The sequence below is a fragment of the Mesorhizobium sp. WSM4898 genome, from assembly GCF_029625845.1.
Taxonomy (GTDB): domain Bacteria; phylum Pseudomonadota; class Alphaproteobacteria; order Rhizobiales; family Rhizobiaceae; genus Mesorhizobium.
On the sequence record NZ_JARTVQ010000008.1, the window covers coordinates 1 to 15,513 of the forward strand.

14 protein-coding genes are annotated in these 15,513 nt (G+C 64.4%); 11 read left to right on the plus strand and 3 right to left on the minus strand.

What is annotated here, in order from left to right; all coding sequences use genetic code 11:
• Window positions 1–287: 287 nt before the first annotated feature.
• The 3 genes from P9228_RS24815 to P9228_RS24825 all read left to right on the plus strand — a co-directional run bounded on the left by P9228_RS24815 (window position 288) and on the right by P9228_RS24825 (window position 3,651).
• Complete coding sequence (locus tag P9228_RS24815) at window positions 288–917, plus strand: glutathione S-transferase family protein (protein WP_278056032.1); 630 nt, start codon at window positions 288–290, stop codon at window positions 915–917.
• Between the two features lie 143 nt (window positions 918–1,060).
• Window positions 1,061–2,104 (plus strand): hypothetical protein, encoded by a 1,044-nt coding sequence (locus tag P9228_RS24820; protein ID WP_278056033.1) that lies wholly within the window; start codon window positions 1,061–1,063, stop codon window positions 2,102–2,104.
• A complete protein-coding gene (locus P9228_RS24825) occupies window positions 2,095–3,651 on the plus strand; it encodes a hypothetical protein (protein WP_278056035.1) in 1,557 nt (518 codons plus the stop codon). Before P9228_RS24820 ends, P9228_RS24825 begins: the two co-directional genes overlap by 10 nt.
• A 131-nt stretch (window positions 3,652–3,782) precedes the next feature.
• Here the strand turns inward: P9228_RS24825 and P9228_RS24830 are convergent, their stop codons facing one another.
• Window positions 3,783–4,739, minus strand: a complete 957-nt coding sequence (locus tag P9228_RS24830) for an arginine deiminase family protein (RefSeq protein ID WP_278056036.1) — start codon at window positions 4,737–4,739, stop codon at window positions 3,783–3,785.
• Window positions 4,740–4,957: 218 nt separating this feature from the next.
• On the opposite strand from P9228_RS24830, the gene P9228_RS24835 reads away from it, so the two are divergent.
• Entirely contained in the window at window positions 4,958–5,185 is a 228-nt protein-coding gene (locus P9228_RS24835) for a hypothetical protein (protein ID WP_067322490.1), read from the plus strand.
• Between the two features lie 59 nt (window positions 5,186–5,244).
• Here P9228_RS24835 and P9228_RS24840 read toward each other — a convergent pair whose 3' ends face one another.
• Window positions 5,245–6,252: an aldo/keto reductase gene (locus P9228_RS24840; protein WP_278056038.1), complete on the minus strand. Its 1,008-nt coding sequence runs from the start codon at window positions 6,250–6,252 to the stop codon at window positions 5,245–5,247.
• A gap of 71 nt (window positions 6,253–6,323) precedes the next feature.
• Complete coding sequence (locus tag P9228_RS24845; RefSeq protein ID WP_278056039.1) at window positions 6,324–6,821, minus strand: N-acetyltransferase; 498 nt, start codon at window positions 6,819–6,821, stop codon at window positions 6,324–6,326.
• A 325-nt stretch (window positions 6,822–7,146) separates the two neighbouring features.
• On the opposite strand from P9228_RS24845, the gene P9228_RS24850 reads away from it, so the two are divergent.
• The 7 genes from P9228_RS24850 (at window position 7,147) to P9228_RS24880 (ending at window position 15,428) form a co-directional block, all read left to right on the plus strand.
• On the plus strand, window positions 7,147–7,371 hold the full coding sequence (locus tag P9228_RS24850) for a hypothetical protein (RefSeq protein ID WP_067322499.1): 225 nt from the start codon (window positions 7,147–7,149) through the stop codon (window positions 7,369–7,371).
• Between the two features lie 239 nt (window positions 7,372–7,610).
• Window positions 7,611–10,094, plus strand: coding sequence for a DNA ligase D (gene ligD / locus P9228_RS24855; RefSeq protein ID WP_278056041.1), 2,484 nt, complete (start codon window positions 7,611–7,613; stop codon window positions 10,092–10,094).
• A 291-nt stretch (window positions 10,095–10,385) separates the two neighbouring features.
• A complete protein-coding gene (locus P9228_RS24860) occupies window positions 10,386–11,297 on the plus strand; it encodes a Ku protein (RefSeq protein WP_095778244.1) in 912 nt (303 codons plus the stop codon).
• Between the two features lie 11 nt (window positions 11,298–11,308).
• Window positions 11,309–12,421: a tetratricopeptide repeat protein gene (locus P9228_RS24865; RefSeq protein WP_278056044.1), complete on the plus strand. Its 1,113-nt coding sequence runs from the start codon at window positions 11,309–11,311 to the stop codon at window positions 12,419–12,421.
• A 33-nt stretch (window positions 12,422–12,454) separates the two neighbouring features.
• The gene (locus P9228_RS24870; protein ID WP_278056045.1) at window positions 12,455–13,105 is read left to right on the plus strand and encodes an alpha/beta family hydrolase; all 651 of its coding nucleotides are present in this window, start codon (window positions 12,455–12,457) and stop codon (window positions 13,103–13,105) included.
• A 170-nt stretch (window positions 13,106–13,275) separates the two neighbouring features.
• Window positions 13,276–14,052, plus strand: coding sequence for an exodeoxyribonuclease III (locus P9228_RS24875; protein WP_278056253.1), 777 nt, complete (start codon window positions 13,276–13,278; stop codon window positions 14,050–14,052).
• Between the two features lie 185 nt (window positions 14,053–14,237).
• Window positions 14,238–15,428, plus strand: a complete 1,191-nt coding sequence (locus tag P9228_RS24880) for a hypothetical protein (RefSeq protein WP_278056046.1) — start codon at window positions 14,238–14,240, stop codon at window positions 15,426–15,428.
• The last annotated feature ends 85 nt before the right edge of the window (window positions 15,429–15,513 follow it).

Here is a 15,513-nt window from a genome sequence, read left to right on the forward strand (position 1 = left end):
TCGCCAGCAAGATGCGCAGGGCCAATTGGAGCAAAGACTTCTTCTATGAACTCTTTACTCATATGCGATAGCCCTGCCCTTGAGGGGGAGATGGTCGGAAGACCAGAGGGGGTCGCAGCGCCTTACGCGGTCCGCCACGAACACGACGCTGACGATTTACGGGAGACGACCCCCTCTGTCGCCTTCGGCGACATCTCCCCCTCAAGGGAGGAAATCAAGGCGCATAAATCGGGTGGCGCCCGCGCGCGCCCCATGCGAAGCCAGCCTGGCCAAGGAGGGACGCACCCATGCTCACGCTCTACGATTATCTGCCCTCGCAAAATGCCTGGAAGGTTCGTGTCCTGCTTGGCCTGCTCGGCATCGCTTATGAAACCCGGATCGTCTCGATCTTCGAGGGCGAGAGCCGTACGGAGGCCTTCCTGAAGCTCAATCCGGCCGGCGCCGTTCCCGTGCTCGCCGTGGAGAATGGGGCGGCGATCGCCGAATCCAACGCCATCCTCGCTTGCGTCGCGGAGGGGACGCCCTACCTGCCGGCGGACCGGCTCGCGCGCGCCAAGGCCATGCAGTGGCTGTTCTTCGAGCAGTACTATGTCGAGCCGGTCATCGGCTCGCTGCGCTTCTGGTCTCTGACCGGGCGGCTGGAGCGCAATCAGGCGATGGTGGCCGGCAAGCGTGAGGCGGGCGCCCGCGCGCTTGGCGCTCTCGAGCGCGGCCTGCAGGACACGCCGTTCCTCGTCGGCGGCTCGCTCACCATCGCCGACATCGCCGTCTATGCCTACGGCCATCGCGCCGAGGATTGCGGCTTTTCGCTTGCCGACTATCCGGCGGTCAGCGCCTGGATCGATCGGGTGAGCGGGACGATCGGCTCAGGCTATCCCGTGCATCCCTACAGCATCGACCCGCATTCGGGCGGTTGATGGGCACGAAACGGGGTGCCGCTTGTCAGGCGCTGCCCCGGAATGATGTAGGGTGTTTCAAAAGTATTCATTAGCCATTTGAACTTACCGTCTCGTATTGTTTGTTTGCTATTGCCTGGTCGAAATTGGCGGAGCGCAATAGCGTGCAGGAACACGACGCGAAGTCATCGGAACAATGGCGGAAGATTGCCCGCTATGCGGTGAGCTGCCCCAGCCCGCACAACACGCAGCCTTTCCGGCTCCGTATCCTAAACGATCGCGAGGCGGAGATCGTGTTCCTGCCGCGGCGTGGACTTTATGTGGCCGACCCGGAGGGCCGCTTCACTTGGCTCACCGCTGGCATCTTTGCCGAGATATGTTCAATCGCAGCGCATGGCCTGGGCTTCGAGCTCGACTGCGCAACCGACTTCTCTCCGATATACAAGGGTGGCGACACCCAGACGCCCCAGGTCATATCGAGGCTGACGCTGCGCCCGGCGATCGCGCCGATTGCGGATTTCGATCCCCGGCTGATCCTCGACCGCCACACCTCCCGGCTTCCCTATGACGGTCGCGCGATCCCGCAGACGCTGCTTGGCGAGATGCAGGCCGAAGCCCTTCGAACCGGCCATCGCTTCGAGGCGCGCAACGACGCCGAGGCGATCGACTGGGTGATCGAGCTCAATCGCCAGGCGCTTTTCCACGACATGGAGAACGTGCCCATCCGCAAGGAGCTGGTGCGGTGGCTGCGTTTCGGCACGCGCGAGGAAGACATCACCGGCGACGGCCTTTCGGCGCGCTGCCTCGGCTTCTCGGCGTTTCTGCTCAAAAGCTTCTTCACCAGGCCTGGCTTCTGGACCCTGCCCGGCATCAAGAGCCTCGTGGGCCTCATCTACGGCCGCAGCATGAAGGGCGTCGGCACCATCGGGTGGCTGCGCGGTCCTTACGTCACCATGGAGGACTGGTTTCGTGCCGGCACGACCATGTTCCGGCTGTGGCTCATCGTTACTCGCCATGGCTATTACTGGCAGCCTTATGGCTCGGTCATCACCTCAGACGAGGCGCGCACCAACATGATCGGCTATTTCAGGATGCCGGACGAAAAAGGAGGCGCCGACATGGTCTGGCTGCTGCTCCGGCTGGGCAAGAGCCAGCCGCCGCCGCTGAGCTACCGGCTCCCCTACGAGGACATCATCCTATGCGGCTGATCAAGCGGGCGGTACGGCCCTTCTTCCTTGCGCTTGTCGCGCTGGTCAACGTCGTCGAGCGGGCATTCGCGTCTTCGCGGCATGCTTACAAGATATTGCTCATTCCCGGCTTCGAGCGGCTGCGCTGGGGCATCGGCGCGTGGCGCGCCTGGGCGAATTTCTATCATGCCTACAGGCGGGTTCCGGCCTATCGAGACTATATCGACCGGCTCGGCGGCAAGCCCGAGATCATGCTCGATCATGTGACGAAGCCCGACCTCAGTTCGATTCCGGAGATGGACAAGGAATCCTACGTCAAGAAATATCCGCAGGAGGAACGTCTGCTGGATGGCAAGCTGCCGTCGATGGGCGTGATGGTCGACGAGTCCTCCGGCAGCAGTGGCATGCCGACCAGCTGGGTGCGCGGCAAGACCGAGCGGATGATCACCAAGCAGATGATGCAGATGACGTTCCTGCGCATCACCGGCGAGGACGAGACCCTGTTCATCCTCAATGCGTTCGCGCTCGGCGCGTGGGCGACAGGCATGAATGTGGCGATCTCGCTGACCGACACGACAATCCTGAAATCGACGGGGCCGAACCTCGATAAGATCGTCAACACCATAAACGAGTTCGGGCCGCGCTTCCGCTATGTTGTGATGGGCTATCCGCCGTTCCTGAAGACGCTGGTGGACGACCCGCGTTTGGACTGGTCGAAATATACCATCGATGCGGCCTTCGGCGGCGAAGGCGTCTCGGAGAGCCTCCGTGGCTATCTCTTGAAGAAATTCCGGCGTGTGATCGGCAGCTACGGCGCCTCCGATCTTGAGGTCAACCTGGCGCTCGAAAGCGAACTCACCATCAACCTGCGCCGCGCGCTGCTCGGCGACGAGCGGCTGCGCAAGGCCATCGTGCGGACGGAATACGGCGTCACGCCGATGATCTTCCAGTACAATCCGCTGGCCTACTACCTGGAGGAGAACGCCAGGGGCGAATTGGTGGCAACCATTTCTCGGCCTTACAACATCTCGCCCAAGATCCGCTATAACATCCACGATCGCGGCCACGTGCTGCGCTTCAGCGAGTTGAAGCGCATCCTGCGCGAAGCCGGGCATAGCAACATTTTGAAGAACAGCGGCCGTATCCTCGACCTGCCGCTTTTGTTCATCTACGGCCGCTCCGATATGTCGATCGAGTATTACGGAGCCAAGGTCACGCCGGACAGCCTGCGAGAGATCCTGTTCGGCCTCGACGTGCTGGCGCCGATACTGTCGACCTTTCGCCTCATTTCCTACGAAGACGCCGCGCACAACAAGCGCATGGAGGTGGCGGTCGAACTGGTGGAGGGCGCGACGCTGCCGTTTCCCGCCGAGATGTTGCAGGAGACGGTGTTCGAGAAGCTGGCCGCCATGAACGGCGATTTTCTCAACGCCTGGAAGCGGACGGCCACTGCCGACAACATGCCCGAGCTCAGGGTGTTCGCCTTCAACACCGGACCGTTCGAAGGCGGCCAACGCCGACTCAAGAACGAGTACGTCGCCTCGAACATCAAATACGACAAGCTTTGAGAGCCTGGCAGTCGTCGCCGGGCAGCTGTCTCGGCTGCCGGGTTCGTCGAAGCCGCACAGCGGTTTCATCGGCAAAGGACAAAACGACGTTGCGAGCCGCGCGATGATTCAAGGTCCGAGCCGCACCGGCGTCAGCAGTAAAGCGGCCTCGTCAGGCAGTGCACACCGCCGGTGGCCTTGGCGATCTCGGTCCCCTTGACTCGCTCGATGGTCACGCCTGCCGCCTGCTCCAGCGTTGCCTTGAGTTCTGCCGGCATGTCGAACGCGAGGTAGCGGCGGTTGCCCAGCGGCAGGAGGTTGCAGCGTTCATGGGCGATGGCGTCGGCCTTGTCGCAGCGCACGATTGAGCAACCGAGCGCTTCGGCATAGGCGAGCGGATTGACGGGGTTGAGCCGCCGATTCTCATCGATCAGGAAGCCGCCGCCGAACATGCCCGCGGCGGCCAGGATCACCTTGTTGGGCAGCACGGTGAAGCCGGTGTCGAGATGCAGCAACGCCGGATCGTGCGAGAGGCCGATGATGTAGTCGACATGGTCGGGGATGAGATCGAGCGCAAGTTTGATAGCTGCCGCCTTGGTCGTCCTGACGCCGAAGCCGACGAGCAGCACGCGGCGCCCGTCGAAGGTCACCGGAAGGACGTCGCCGCCTTCAAGATATTCGTCGTTCTCCAGATGCGTGAGCGGGGCCATGCCGAGCCGCTTCAGCGCATGGCTGACGATCCCGGCCTCGGCAGCCCGGCTGGGCAGAGCAGGGCGTGTGGGTATGAATTTCGTCGGCGCCCAAGGCAGGGTCACTGAACTGTCGCGCATGAAGATCAGATTGGGGTTGACGGATGACTCGGATCGGTACGGCACGTGATCGCCGAGCACGTCCTCGAGGTAGAGCGTCTCGACATGGTTTGCGACCAACGCGGCGAAGGCATCGTACTCGGCATAGAATTCCTCGACATGCGGCAGGTCGAGGAAGTTCAATTCGACCAGCCGCTCCTGCGATAGTGCCCTCAGCGATGAGCCATGCCGCGGATGGTGCATCAGGATGCGTCGCGGCGGGACATGGTACTCGGAAAAATCGTCGACGAGGGCGTGCACGTGAAACCTCTGGTTGCCTCGCGCGGAGGTTAGGGCCGATATCCTCACAAAAAGTTAGATTGGACGCCAGCATGCGGGCGTGTGACTCCCGAGATCACGGCTGAGCCGGAACAGAAGGCCCGGGGAGGGCGTTTGCCCAAGGCAGTGTGCTGGCTTCGTCGACGAACGGCGCCGGCAACTCCGGCCTGCTTTCCAGCAACTGACAATGGAGGCCAGGAATGGTTCGCACCGTCGCTATCGCCATCCTCGCTACCGGCATTGCCAGCCTGCCTGCTGTCGCGGCCGAGGAATGGTGGGTCGCCAGGGACGCCGTTTCGAAACAGTGCGAGATCGTGCCGAAGAAGCCGGACGGAACGCTGGTCGTCGATCTGGGCAAGAAGAGATACGCCAGCGAGGCCGAGGCCAAGAAGGCGATGGCGGCGCTGGCGGATTGCAATAAGCAGTAGGATTGACCGAGCTGATCTCCCCGCGTGAGGGACCGTCGAGCGGGGAGATTGGCTGACTACTACCGATCCACCATCGACATCGTCCGCTCGTTATAGCGCGGCCCCGATACCTTCTCAGGCGTCAGCGCCATGTCGAGCCCGAGCATCTCGGTGGCGTCGAGGTTGATGTCGGCGGCGGCGACATTCTCCTCCAGATAGGTCCGTCGCTTCGTGCCGGGGATCGGCACGATGTCGATGCCGAATTCCGGCCCCTTGGCCAGCAGCCAGGCGATCGCCACCTGCCCGGGCTTGACCCCCTTGGCGACGGCAATCTCGCGGACCGTGGAGGCCGCGGCGACATTGGCGTCGAAATTTTCGCCCTGATAGCGCGGGTCGCCGCGCCGGAAATCGCCTTCGGGATAGTCTTCCGCCCGCTTGACGTCGCCGGCGAGGAAACCGCGGCCGAGCGGCGCGAACGGCACCAGGCCGATGCCCAATTCCGCAAGCGCCGGGATGATCTCGGGCTCGAGATTGCGCTCCCACAGCGAATATTCGCTCTGCAGCGCCGAGACCGGGTGCACGGCATGGGCGCGGCGGATGTTGGAAATCCCCGCCTCCGACAGGCCGAAGAAGCGCACCTTGCCCTCCGCCACCAGCTCGCCGACCGCGCCCGCGACATCCTCCATCGGCACATCAGGATCGACGCGGTGCTGGTAGAGCAGGTCGATGCGGTCGGTCGCGAGCCGCATGAGCGAAGCCTCGACCACGTCGCGGATATGCTCCGGCCGGCTGTCACGCCCGGTGCCATCCTGCTTGCCGTCGACGATGCGGAAGCCGAATTTTGTCGCGATCGTCACCTCGTCGCGCCGGCCCTTCAGCGCGCGTCCAAGCAGCTCCTCGTTGATGAAAGGCCCGTAGACCTCGGCCGTGTCGAGGAAGGTGCAGCCAAGCTCGATCGCCCGGTGGATCGTCGCGATCGACTCCGCTTCGTCGGCCGGGCCGTAGGATTGGCTCATGCCCATGCAGCCGAGGCCGATGGCCGACACGACGAGCCCCTGGCTGCCGAGTTTCTGCTTGCCGAGGCTCATTCATCTGTCTCCGGTAAGAAATTAGCGCCCGCGAAATTATAATGCCGGGACGCGATGCGTCCAGCGCGGCCTCAAGCCATCGGCAGCATTCGGCGCATGATCAGCGAGGCATGGCCACCGACGGCATGTGCGGCCGGCCGGCGCTCGACCACCTCGAAGCCGTGCTTGCGGTAGAAGGCGATCGCCCGCTCATTGCCCTCGATCACCTCCAGGGCGATGCTTGGAATGCCGGCATGGGCCGCAAGCACCGCGTGCAAGAGGTCGACGGCGAGGCCGCTGCCGAACTCTTCCGGCTCGATATGCAGCCGGTCGAGCATGACATCGCCCCTCTCGTCCATCGCTGCCATCGCATAGCCGGCGATCGATCCGTCGGTCCGCTCGGCCACGAGCGACATCTTGTTGTCGTCGGCGAGCTCTTCGGCGAGCTTGTCGGGCGCATGTTTTTCGTCGGAGAGCCGGGCCACGGTTTCCTCACCCATGATCGGCGAATAGGTCCGCCGCCAGGATCCTCCCAGCAGCCGCGAGACGGCTGGCAGATCGTTCTTCGTCATCGCCCGGATGTGAGACATGTGCTTCCCTCGTTGCACTCCAAGATAGGGCGCGGCGCTGGCGACAGCCAATCTTCCCCTTGTTGTGGCGGAGATGCTGGCAGAGCAGAGGGGGCGCTGTCCCGCCGACGCATCGTAGTTTCTTGTTGGGAGATCGATAGCAACAAAGCGGCGGCCCTTATTGGCTCAAACGCCTCGGTCCTTCCGGTGCCTCTCTGGTCTGGCCTGCCGGCCGTCTCGCCCGCTTGACGGGAGCTTGGCGCTCCGTCGCCCCGCCAAATTGACTCGCCCCCCGCTCTCATTCATCCTTAGAGACTGTTCAGCGCCAGCGTCTACAGAGTGAGCCATGGCCAGTCCCGTCGCCAGAGAAAAGTCCCGCCGCGCCGCGGTGAAGAAGGCGCTCGACCGCCACAAGGTCTACGTCACCGCGCAGAGCTTTTCCGGCGGCACCTACAGCGCCCGCGTGCTGGTCGACGGCGAGGCCTATTGGGTCGACGAATTCCGGCTGAGCCAGCTGCGGCAGGGTCTGACGCCGGCCGAGCTGGAATTGACGCCGGCGACCGACGATTGAGTGGAGTGCCTTCGTCATCCCAGGGCGGAGCAGGAGAGAAGCGACGTCGCGGAGACCCTGGGATCCACGCCGTGACCTGGACGCGTCACGACGGTCCAAGTTCTGCTCGGCTGCACTCGGCGGTAAAGGTCACTGCATGGATCCTCGGGTCAACCCCGAGGATGACGATCGCGCGGGCTCGGGGGCGCGAAGGATCGCGGCCCTTGCCACTGTCGGCTACGCGCTTCGGCACTTAACCCATGCCAGCTCCCCAACTCAAAACCTACCGCGCCAAGCGCGAATTCTCCCGCACCCCTGAACCCGCGGGCGGGCCGGAGGTCGGCGGCGGCAATCGCTTCGTCATCCACAAGCACCACGCCACCGCCGATCACTACGATCTGCGCCTCGAAGTCGGCGGCGTGCTGAAGAGCTGGGCGGTGCCGCGCGGGCCCTCGCTCAATCCGGCCGACAAGCGCCTCGCGGTCGAGACCGAGGATCATCCGATCGAATATATCGACTTCGAGGGCGTCATCCCCGAGGGCGAGTATGGCGGCGGGCCGATGATCGTCTGGGACACCGGCACCTGGGCGCCGATGGAGGATGTCGAAAAGAGCCTGCGCACCGGCGCCTTCAAGTTCCGCCTCGCCGGCCAGAAGCTCAATGGCGGCTGGATGCTGACCCGGCTGAAGCCCAAGCCCGGCGAGGACGAGAACAAGAAGAACTGGCTGCTTTTCAAGGAGCGCGATCTCGCCTCCGACTCCGAGCTCGACATTCTCGAAGCGCGGCCGGAAAGCGTCAAGTCCGGCCGGCGCATCGAGGAACTGGCAGCGCCGAGAAAGCCGCAGCGCCTGCCGCCGAAACCTGGCTCGCTGAAACCCGGCGCGCTGCCCGGCGCGGTCAAGGCAGACCCGCCAAGCCGCATCGAGCCGCAGCTCGCCGCGCAGGTGAGCGAGCCGCCCGGCGGCGAGGACACCGGCACGCTCTGGCTGCACGAGATCAAATTCGACGGCTACCGCACCATGGCGCATGTCGTGGACGGGAATGTGCGGCTGATCACCCGCGGCGGCCTCGACTGGACCAAGCGCTACGGCGACCTCCCGCAAGCCTTTTCGCGCCTGCCGGTCAGCCGGGCGATCATCGACGGCGAGATCATGGTGCTGGACGACAAGGGCATCTCGCGCTTCGCGCTGCTGCAGGACGCGCTGGCCCAGGGCGCCGGCTCGAAGCTGCATTTCTACGCCTTCGATCTCCTGCATCTCGATGGCTGGGACCTGCGCAGGGCGCCGCTGCAGAAGCGTAAGGCGCTGCTTGCCGAACTGCTCGCCGGCCAGGCGGCAAACTCCGCCATCCAGTACAGCGACCACGTCGAGGGCGATGGCCGCGGGCTTTACGACCAGGCCTCGGACCTTGGGCTGGAAGGCGTCGTCTCCAAGCGCGCCGATGCCATCTACATGAGCGGCCGAACCAAGAGCTGGACCAAGGTCAAGGCGCAAAAGACGGATGATTTCGTCATCGCCGGCTACACCGTTTCCGACCGCGCGGAAGGGCTTGCGGCGCTGGGCATGGCCGAGTTCGTCGACGGCGAATTGCACTATCGCGGCAAGGTCGGCACCGGCTTCGACCGCGGCATGGCGACCGACCTGCTGACCCGGCTGGAGCGGCTGACCGTCGGCGCCACGCCGCCCGAAGGGGTGCCGCGCGAGATCATGCGCGAGATGCATTGGGTGAAGCCGCTGCTGTCGGCACGCGTGCGTTATTCGAACCGTACCGCCGACAATGCGATCCGCCACGGCGTCTTCCGCGGCCTGCGCGATGTCGGCGGCCTGACCACGCCGGTTGCGGTCAAGCGCAAGCGGCTGATCGCCGAGTCCGACCTCGCCACCATCTGGGTCACCAATCCGGAGCGGCGGTTGTTCGGCAAGACTGGGCCGACCAAGCTCGACATTGCCGTCTATTACGCGCTGGTAGGCGATTTCATGCTGCCGCACATCATCGGCCGCCCGGTGTCGCTGGTGCGCTGCCCGACGGGGCGGCCGCAGGACTGCTTCTTCCAGCGCCACGCCTTCACCGGCATGCCGCCTTCGGTGGCGGTGTTCGAGAGCATCAGTTCGGAAGGCGAGCCCAAGACCTACCTCTCGGTCGAGGACGCCAAGGGCTATCTGGCACTGGCGCAGTTTGGCGTCGTCGAGTTCCACACTTGGGGCACGCACCGCACCAAGCTCGACAAGCCCGACCAGATCGTCTTCGACCTCGACCCGGGCGAGGGGATTTCCTGGCGCGAGGTGGTCGAGGCGGCCGTCCACATCAAGGGCGGGCTGGAGAGCCTCGGCCTGGTGCCGTTTGCAAAGACCTCCGGCGGCAAGGGCATCCACATCACCGTGCCGGTGACACGCAAGCAGAACTGGAAGAAACTGCACCAGGCCTCGAGCACCATTTCCACTTTGCTCGCGGCAAGCGCGCCCGACACTTTCGTCACCGTCATGGGCAAGGAAAACCGCAAGAAGCGCATTTTCATCGACTTCCACCGCAACGCCCGCGGCCACACCTCCGCCGCTCCCTATTCGCTGCGCGCCCGCACCAACCTGCCGGCATCGACCCCGATGAGTTGGACCGATCTGGAGGCTATCGACGCGCCCGAGGATCTGAACTACGCCTCGCTGCCGGGACTGTTGGAGACCTCGGGCGATCCCTGGGCGGAGATCGACGAGGCCGCCAGGGATTTGCCGGTGGTTGAGGGAAAGTAAACCGCAGGCGTTGGCGATCCGTCACACCCCCCTCTGTCCTGCCAGCGTTCGGTTTCCATCTCCATCGACGCTTCCTACAATTTGAATTATCCTCCGCGCCAACCGGCCCAAGAACACTTCGTCAGCAATTTGCATGTACCATCAAGGGTCGGTGTAGCATTTCCGGAGCGCCAACCGTCCTTCGGACGAAGCGCCGGAGCATGATCCCGAAAAGTGGGAAACCGGTTTTCGGCAAAGATCAGGCTTCCAAAAAAGTAAAACTGTCAGTGCATGGCCGCGTAGGAGTTCATCATGGCGCCCAGGGCAAGTTGGAAAGGTTACCTCAAGCTCAGCCTCGTCAGCTGTCCGGTCCGGCTTTATCCGGCCACCAGCGCGAGCGAGCGCATCTCGTTCAACCAGCTGCATAAGAAGACCCACAACCGCATCAACATGAAGCCGGTCGACCCCGAACTCGGCCTGGTCGAACGCTCGGACCTGGTCCGGGGCTACGAATATGAGGACAAGCAGTACATCATCATCGATGATGCCGATCTCGACGCGGTCCGGATCGAATCCAACCACACGATGAACATCGAGGCCTTCGTCGACGAGAATGAGGTCGACGTCATCTACCAGGACTCGCCCTATTACCTTGCCCCGGACGGCGCCATGGCCGAGGAGACCTTCGCGGTGCTGCGCGAAGCGATGCGCAAATCCGGCAAGCTGGCGATCGCCCGCCTGGTCCTTTCCAGCCGCGAGCGCGTGGTGACGATCGGCCCGCGCGAGAATGGCATGTTCGTCTGCACCTTGAGGAACCCCAACGAAGTGCGCGGCACGGCTGAATATTTCGGCAATATCCCGGCCGGCAAGCCGGATCCGGAAATGCTCGATCTCGCCCAGGCGCTGATCAAGCAGAAGGAAACTCATTTCGATCCGAAGAATTACGAGGATCGCTACGAAGTGGCGCTGATGGGGATGATCCGCGAGAAGCTCAAAGGCCACAAGCCGATCATCGCGGCGGCGCCCGAACGCGGCAATGTCATCAACCTGATGGATGCGCTGAAAGCGAGCCTGTCGCAGTCGGCCAAGCCGCCGGCCAAGTCGAAGAGCAAGGCCGAGGAGGCGCCGGCCAAGCCCGCCAAGAAGGCGGCCGCCGGCGGCGGCGCGCCTGAGAACCCGCTGAAAGCGAACCTGTTGAAAGCCGTCGGCAAGAGCAAGAAGTGACGGGAGGGCCGGTGATCCTTCCCGGCGCCGTCTTCGGCGCCGTCGGCCCGCTGGCCGCGTTTCCGCTCAGGCTCGCCGCGCGCGAGGTCGAGCGCCGCCATGCCGAGTTGAGGCGCGGCGTCACCCGTCGCACCACCCATGTCGTGTTCGGCCGCACGCTGCTGGCCAAGGCGGCCACGGCAAGAACGGGCGATGGCGACATCGAGCGCCGCGTGCAGGCCGAGCGCGAAGCCGGGCGCGAATTGGTCAGCGAAAACGGCTTCCTGCGCTTGCTCGGCTTGTTGAAGGCGCCTCAGGCGTCGTCGCTGTCCCGGCAGTCGCTGATCGACCAGTCGCGGCTTGCCGCCAGCGATCTCGACATGCTGTCGCTGTTCGACGCCTTCGAACATGACGGCGAACCCTATTCCTTCCGCGACCTGATCCTGGCCAGAAAATATGCCGGGTTGATCGCCAGCGGCGCGACATGGGGCGCGATCGCGCGCTCGGTGCATCGCTCCGGTCCGGTCGCCTCGCTCACCGCCAAGTCGCTCAATCTCGGTTCGCAGCATGGCCGGCCGGACGCGATCTATCTCGACGAGGGCCGCAGCGAGCTCGACGGCCAGCTTCTCTTCGACCTCGGCTCACCGGAAGACGACACGCTCGAGGAGCTGTTCGCCGAGGCGGAAGCCGCGGAAGAGGAGGGGCGGCACGACGAGGCCGCAGCGCTCTACCAGCGCTGCATGGCGATCGATCCAAAAGATGCCATCGCCGCCTTCAACCGCGCCAACTGCCTGCGCGGCGTCGGCCGCGCAGCGGAAGCCGCGCATGATTATGCCCGCGCGATAAAGCTCGATCCCGGCTTCGTCGAAGCCTGGTTCAACCTCGCCGGCTTGGTGGGCGACGAAGGCAAGGTCGCGTCGGCGCGGCGGCACCTGCAGAAGGCGATGGCGCTCGACAAGGCCTATGCCGACCCGGTGTTCAACCTGGCCCGGCTTGAGTTCGACGCCGGCAATCTGGCCGAAGCCCGCCGGCTTTGGGCACGCTATCTGGAGCTCGACGCGGAGTCCGAATGGGCAAGACTGGCGCAGAAGGGGATCCAGTTCGTGGATTTGCACATGGCCGGTGAGCGAGATGCTCGCGCTTGAGACGGAGTGCGGCCTTGCCAGGAAGCCCGCCCGATGACCTACTTCCTCTTCGACGGCCCCGACTCCGCCCCCGTCACCATTCTGCTCGCGCACGGCGCGGGTGCGGCGATGGACTCTCCCTCGATGACCGCCACCGCCAAGGCTCTCGCCACCGCCGGCTTCCGCGTCGCGCGCTTCGAGTTCCACTACATGGCTGCGCGCCGTTTTGGCCATCGCAAGCCGCCGCCGCGCGCCGAGACGGTGAATCCGGAATATGTCAAGGCGATCGCCGATCTGCGCGCCAAAGGCTTGACCGGCAAGCTCATCATCGGCGGCAAGTCGATGGGCGGGCGCGTCGCCTCGATGGTCGCCGACGAGATGTTTGCCAAGGGCGAGATCGCTGGCCTGGTTTGTCTGGGCTACCCCTTCCATCCGCCCGGAAAGCCGGAGCAACTGCGGACAAAACATCTTGCCGACCTGAAGACGCCGACGCTGATCTTCCAGGGCACGCGCGACGAGTTCGGCACCAAGCACGAGGTCGCGACTTACGGCCTGCCAGCGGCAATAGAGGTGGTCTGGCTGGAGGACGGCGACCACGATCTCAAGCCCCGCAAGGCGGTGTCGGGTTTTTCGGTGGCGGATCACCTGAAGACGGTGGCGGAGACGATAGAAGCTCGGATGGCGCCTCTCGCTTCATCATCCTAGGGCGAAGCAAGGAGCGAAGCGACACGGCGCAGACCCCTAGGATCCATGCCGTGCCGTTAAGGCATTGCAACGGCTAAGAATTTTGCCCCCGCAGGGTTCCACGGCGATGGTCACGGCATGGATCCTCGGGTCAAGCCCGAGGATGACGAATGAAGAGGCGTCTTCGGCAAATGAAACTCGCCACCTTCAACATCAACAACATCAACAGCCGGCTGGAAAACCTCTTGGCTTGGCTCGTCAAAGCCAAGCCCGACGTCGTCTGTCTGCAGGAACTGAAATCCCGCGACACGCAGTTTCCGCTGACCCGGCTGGCGAAGGCCGGTTATGGCGCGGTGTGGAAGGGCGAGCCGACCTGGAACGGCGTCGCCATCCTGGCTCGCGGCGCCGAGCCGGTTCTGACACGCGACGCGCTGCCCGGCGACGATGCCGACCGCCAGGCGCGCTACCTCGAGGCGGCGGTCAACGGCATCGTGATTGCCTGCCTCTACGCGCCGAACGGCAACCCGCAGCCCGGGCCTAAGTTCACCTACAAGCTCGCCTGGCACCAGCGCTTCGCGGCGCATGCGAGCGAATTGTTCGACACCGGCCTGCCGGTGGTGCTTGCCGGCGACTTCAACGTTGTGCCCGAGCCGCGCGACATCTACGCCACCCGCTCCTATGACGACAACGCGCTGGTGCAGCCTGAAAGCCGCGCCGCCTTTGCGGCGCTGATCGATCAGGGCTGGACGGATGCGCTGCGCAAGGTCTTTCCGAAGCAGGAGAAGCTCTACACTTTCTGGGACTACCGCCGGAACCGCTGGCCGCGCGACGCCGGCCTACGGCTCGACCACATTCTGTTGTCGAAGAAGCTGGTGCGGAAGCTGAAAGGAGCGGGCATCGATCGGGAGGTGCGTGCCGAGGAAAACGCCAGCGACCATGCGCCGGTGTGGGTGGAACTGGCGACCTGAGCTTCTAGACGGGAGAAGGGAAAGGGGGCGCTGTCCCGCCGGCGTCTCTACGTTTTGATGCCAGCCTCTCGCAAATATGTCTGTGCAGCAACGTCGGCTCGCGTTAGCTTTTGCAGGACTACGAGGGGGCGCGGACCTTATGCTTTTCAGCTTGAGTATTTTTCTCCAGCCAACGCTTCCCCGCCGTGGCTGACAACGCCCTCGTTCTCTTCATCTCCGTCCTTGTCATCGCCGGCGCCACTGCCCTCATGGCGCTCGCTTTGCGCTGGCGGCGCAAGCGCCGCAGGGCGCGCGGCAATCCCAATCCGGCCGGCGATTATGCGTCGCGCACCGCCTGGGGTCCGACATCCGGCAAGCTGAACTTCTCATCCTTCGTCTTCATGGATGTCGACGGCGACGGAACCTATGGTCAGGCCGACCGCCCGATGGCCGGCATCGTGGTGCGGCTGTTCGACCAGTCCGGCCGCTTCATCGTCGCGGCGCGAAGCAACGCTGCCGGTTTTGCCAATTTCCCGATGTCGTCGACGCGGCGCAGCGCCGTGATCCGCTCGCCTGGAACGTTTCGCTTTTCGGTCTCCGTGCCGCCCGGCTGGCGCGCCAGCGGCGCCAACGAGAACCAGCCTGTGCGCGTGACGGATGCGCCCGGCTCGCTTGTCGGTTTGGCCGGAGAGGGCCTGCCAAGGCCCGTCGGCCTTACCCCTGCGCGCATGGTGAGCGGCAGGACGCCGGCCGCGGCCACCGCAACCCTATCCGTGATGGGCAAGGGCCAGCTGCTCGAAAGCCACCCGCTCGGCGCGGCCACCACCTTCGGCTTCCCGCTCGCCGCCGAGGCCGATCAGGTCGTGATCGCCGGCGGCGGGTTCGACCGGCGCCTCGCGCTGTCGGCCTATCCGGCCGACCTCGGCTTGCTTGCGTCCGGGGCGCTTCAGCCCGATGCGGCGCTCAGCACCATCGGCTTCGACGACATCACCACGCGCGGCCTGAGCAAGATTCCTTCCGGGTACGCCGGGCTCGACTGGTACAATCTCAACGCCATGTCGCGTGACCACACCAGGAACAGCGAAGGCTACGTCAACGGCAACGTCTCGGGCGCCTATATCGCCTATACCAGCAGCGGCCATCCGGCAGAGTTCGGCCGTGCGGCGCCTTTCGGCTTCCATTCGGTGATGCTGAGCGCCGCATGGCTCCGCTCGGAAGGGGAGAGCGCGCTGGTCGAAAGCTGGCTGGGGGACGAGTTGATCGCGCGCGACGAGGTCACGCTGTCGGCGCTGGCGCCGGTTCAATACGCGCCGATGCTGAAGGCGGTGACGCGCGTGCGTCTGTCGACCAAACATCACTGGCAGATGGTGTTGGATGATCTCGTGCTGGCGCTCTGATGCATGTCGCCGAAGCGCGGCGGCTTATGAATGGGATATGTCAAAGACGAACTATGTCGCCCAGAGGATGCCGCAGCTTCGGGAG

Excerpts from the sequence above, each read along its gene's own strand:
- P9228_RS24815 (WP_278056032.1), top strand. The coding sequence starts at position 288 with ATGCTCACGCTCTACGATTATCTGCCCTCGCAAAATGCCTGGAAGGTT.
- P9228_RS24825 (WP_278056035.1), top strand. The coding sequence starts at position 2,095 with ATGCGGCTGATCAAGCGGGCGGTACGGCCCTTCTTCCTTGCGCTTGTC.
- P9228_RS24835 (WP_067322490.1), top strand. The coding sequence starts at position 4,958 with ATGGTTCGCACCGTCGCTATCGCCATCCTCGCTACCGGCATTGCCAGC.
- P9228_RS24840 (WP_278056038.1), bottom strand. The coding sequence starts at position 6,252 with ATGAGCCTCGGCAAGCAGAAACTCGGCAGCCAGGGGCTCGTCGTGTCG.
- P9228_RS24845 (WP_278056039.1), bottom strand. The coding sequence starts at position 6,821 with ATGTCTCACATCCGGGCGATGACGAAGAACGATCTGCCAGCCGTCTCG.
- P9228_RS24850 (WP_067322499.1), top strand. The coding sequence starts at position 7,147 with ATGGCCAGTCCCGTCGCCAGAGAAAAGTCCCGCCGCGCCGCGGTGAAG.
- ligD (WP_278056041.1), top strand. The coding sequence starts at position 7,611 with ATGCCAGCTCCCCAACTCAAAACCTACCGCGCCAAGCGCGAATTCTCC.
- P9228_RS24860 (WP_095778244.1), top strand. The coding sequence starts at position 10,386 with ATGGCGCCCAGGGCAAGTTGGAAAGGTTACCTCAAGCTCAGCCTCGTC.
- P9228_RS24870 (WP_278056045.1), top strand. The coding sequence starts at position 12,455 with ATGACCTACTTCCTCTTCGACGGCCCCGACTCCGCCCCCGTCACCATT.
- P9228_RS24875 (WP_278056253.1), top strand. The coding sequence starts at position 13,276 with ATGAAACTCGCCACCTTCAACATCAACAACATCAACAGCCGGCTGGAA.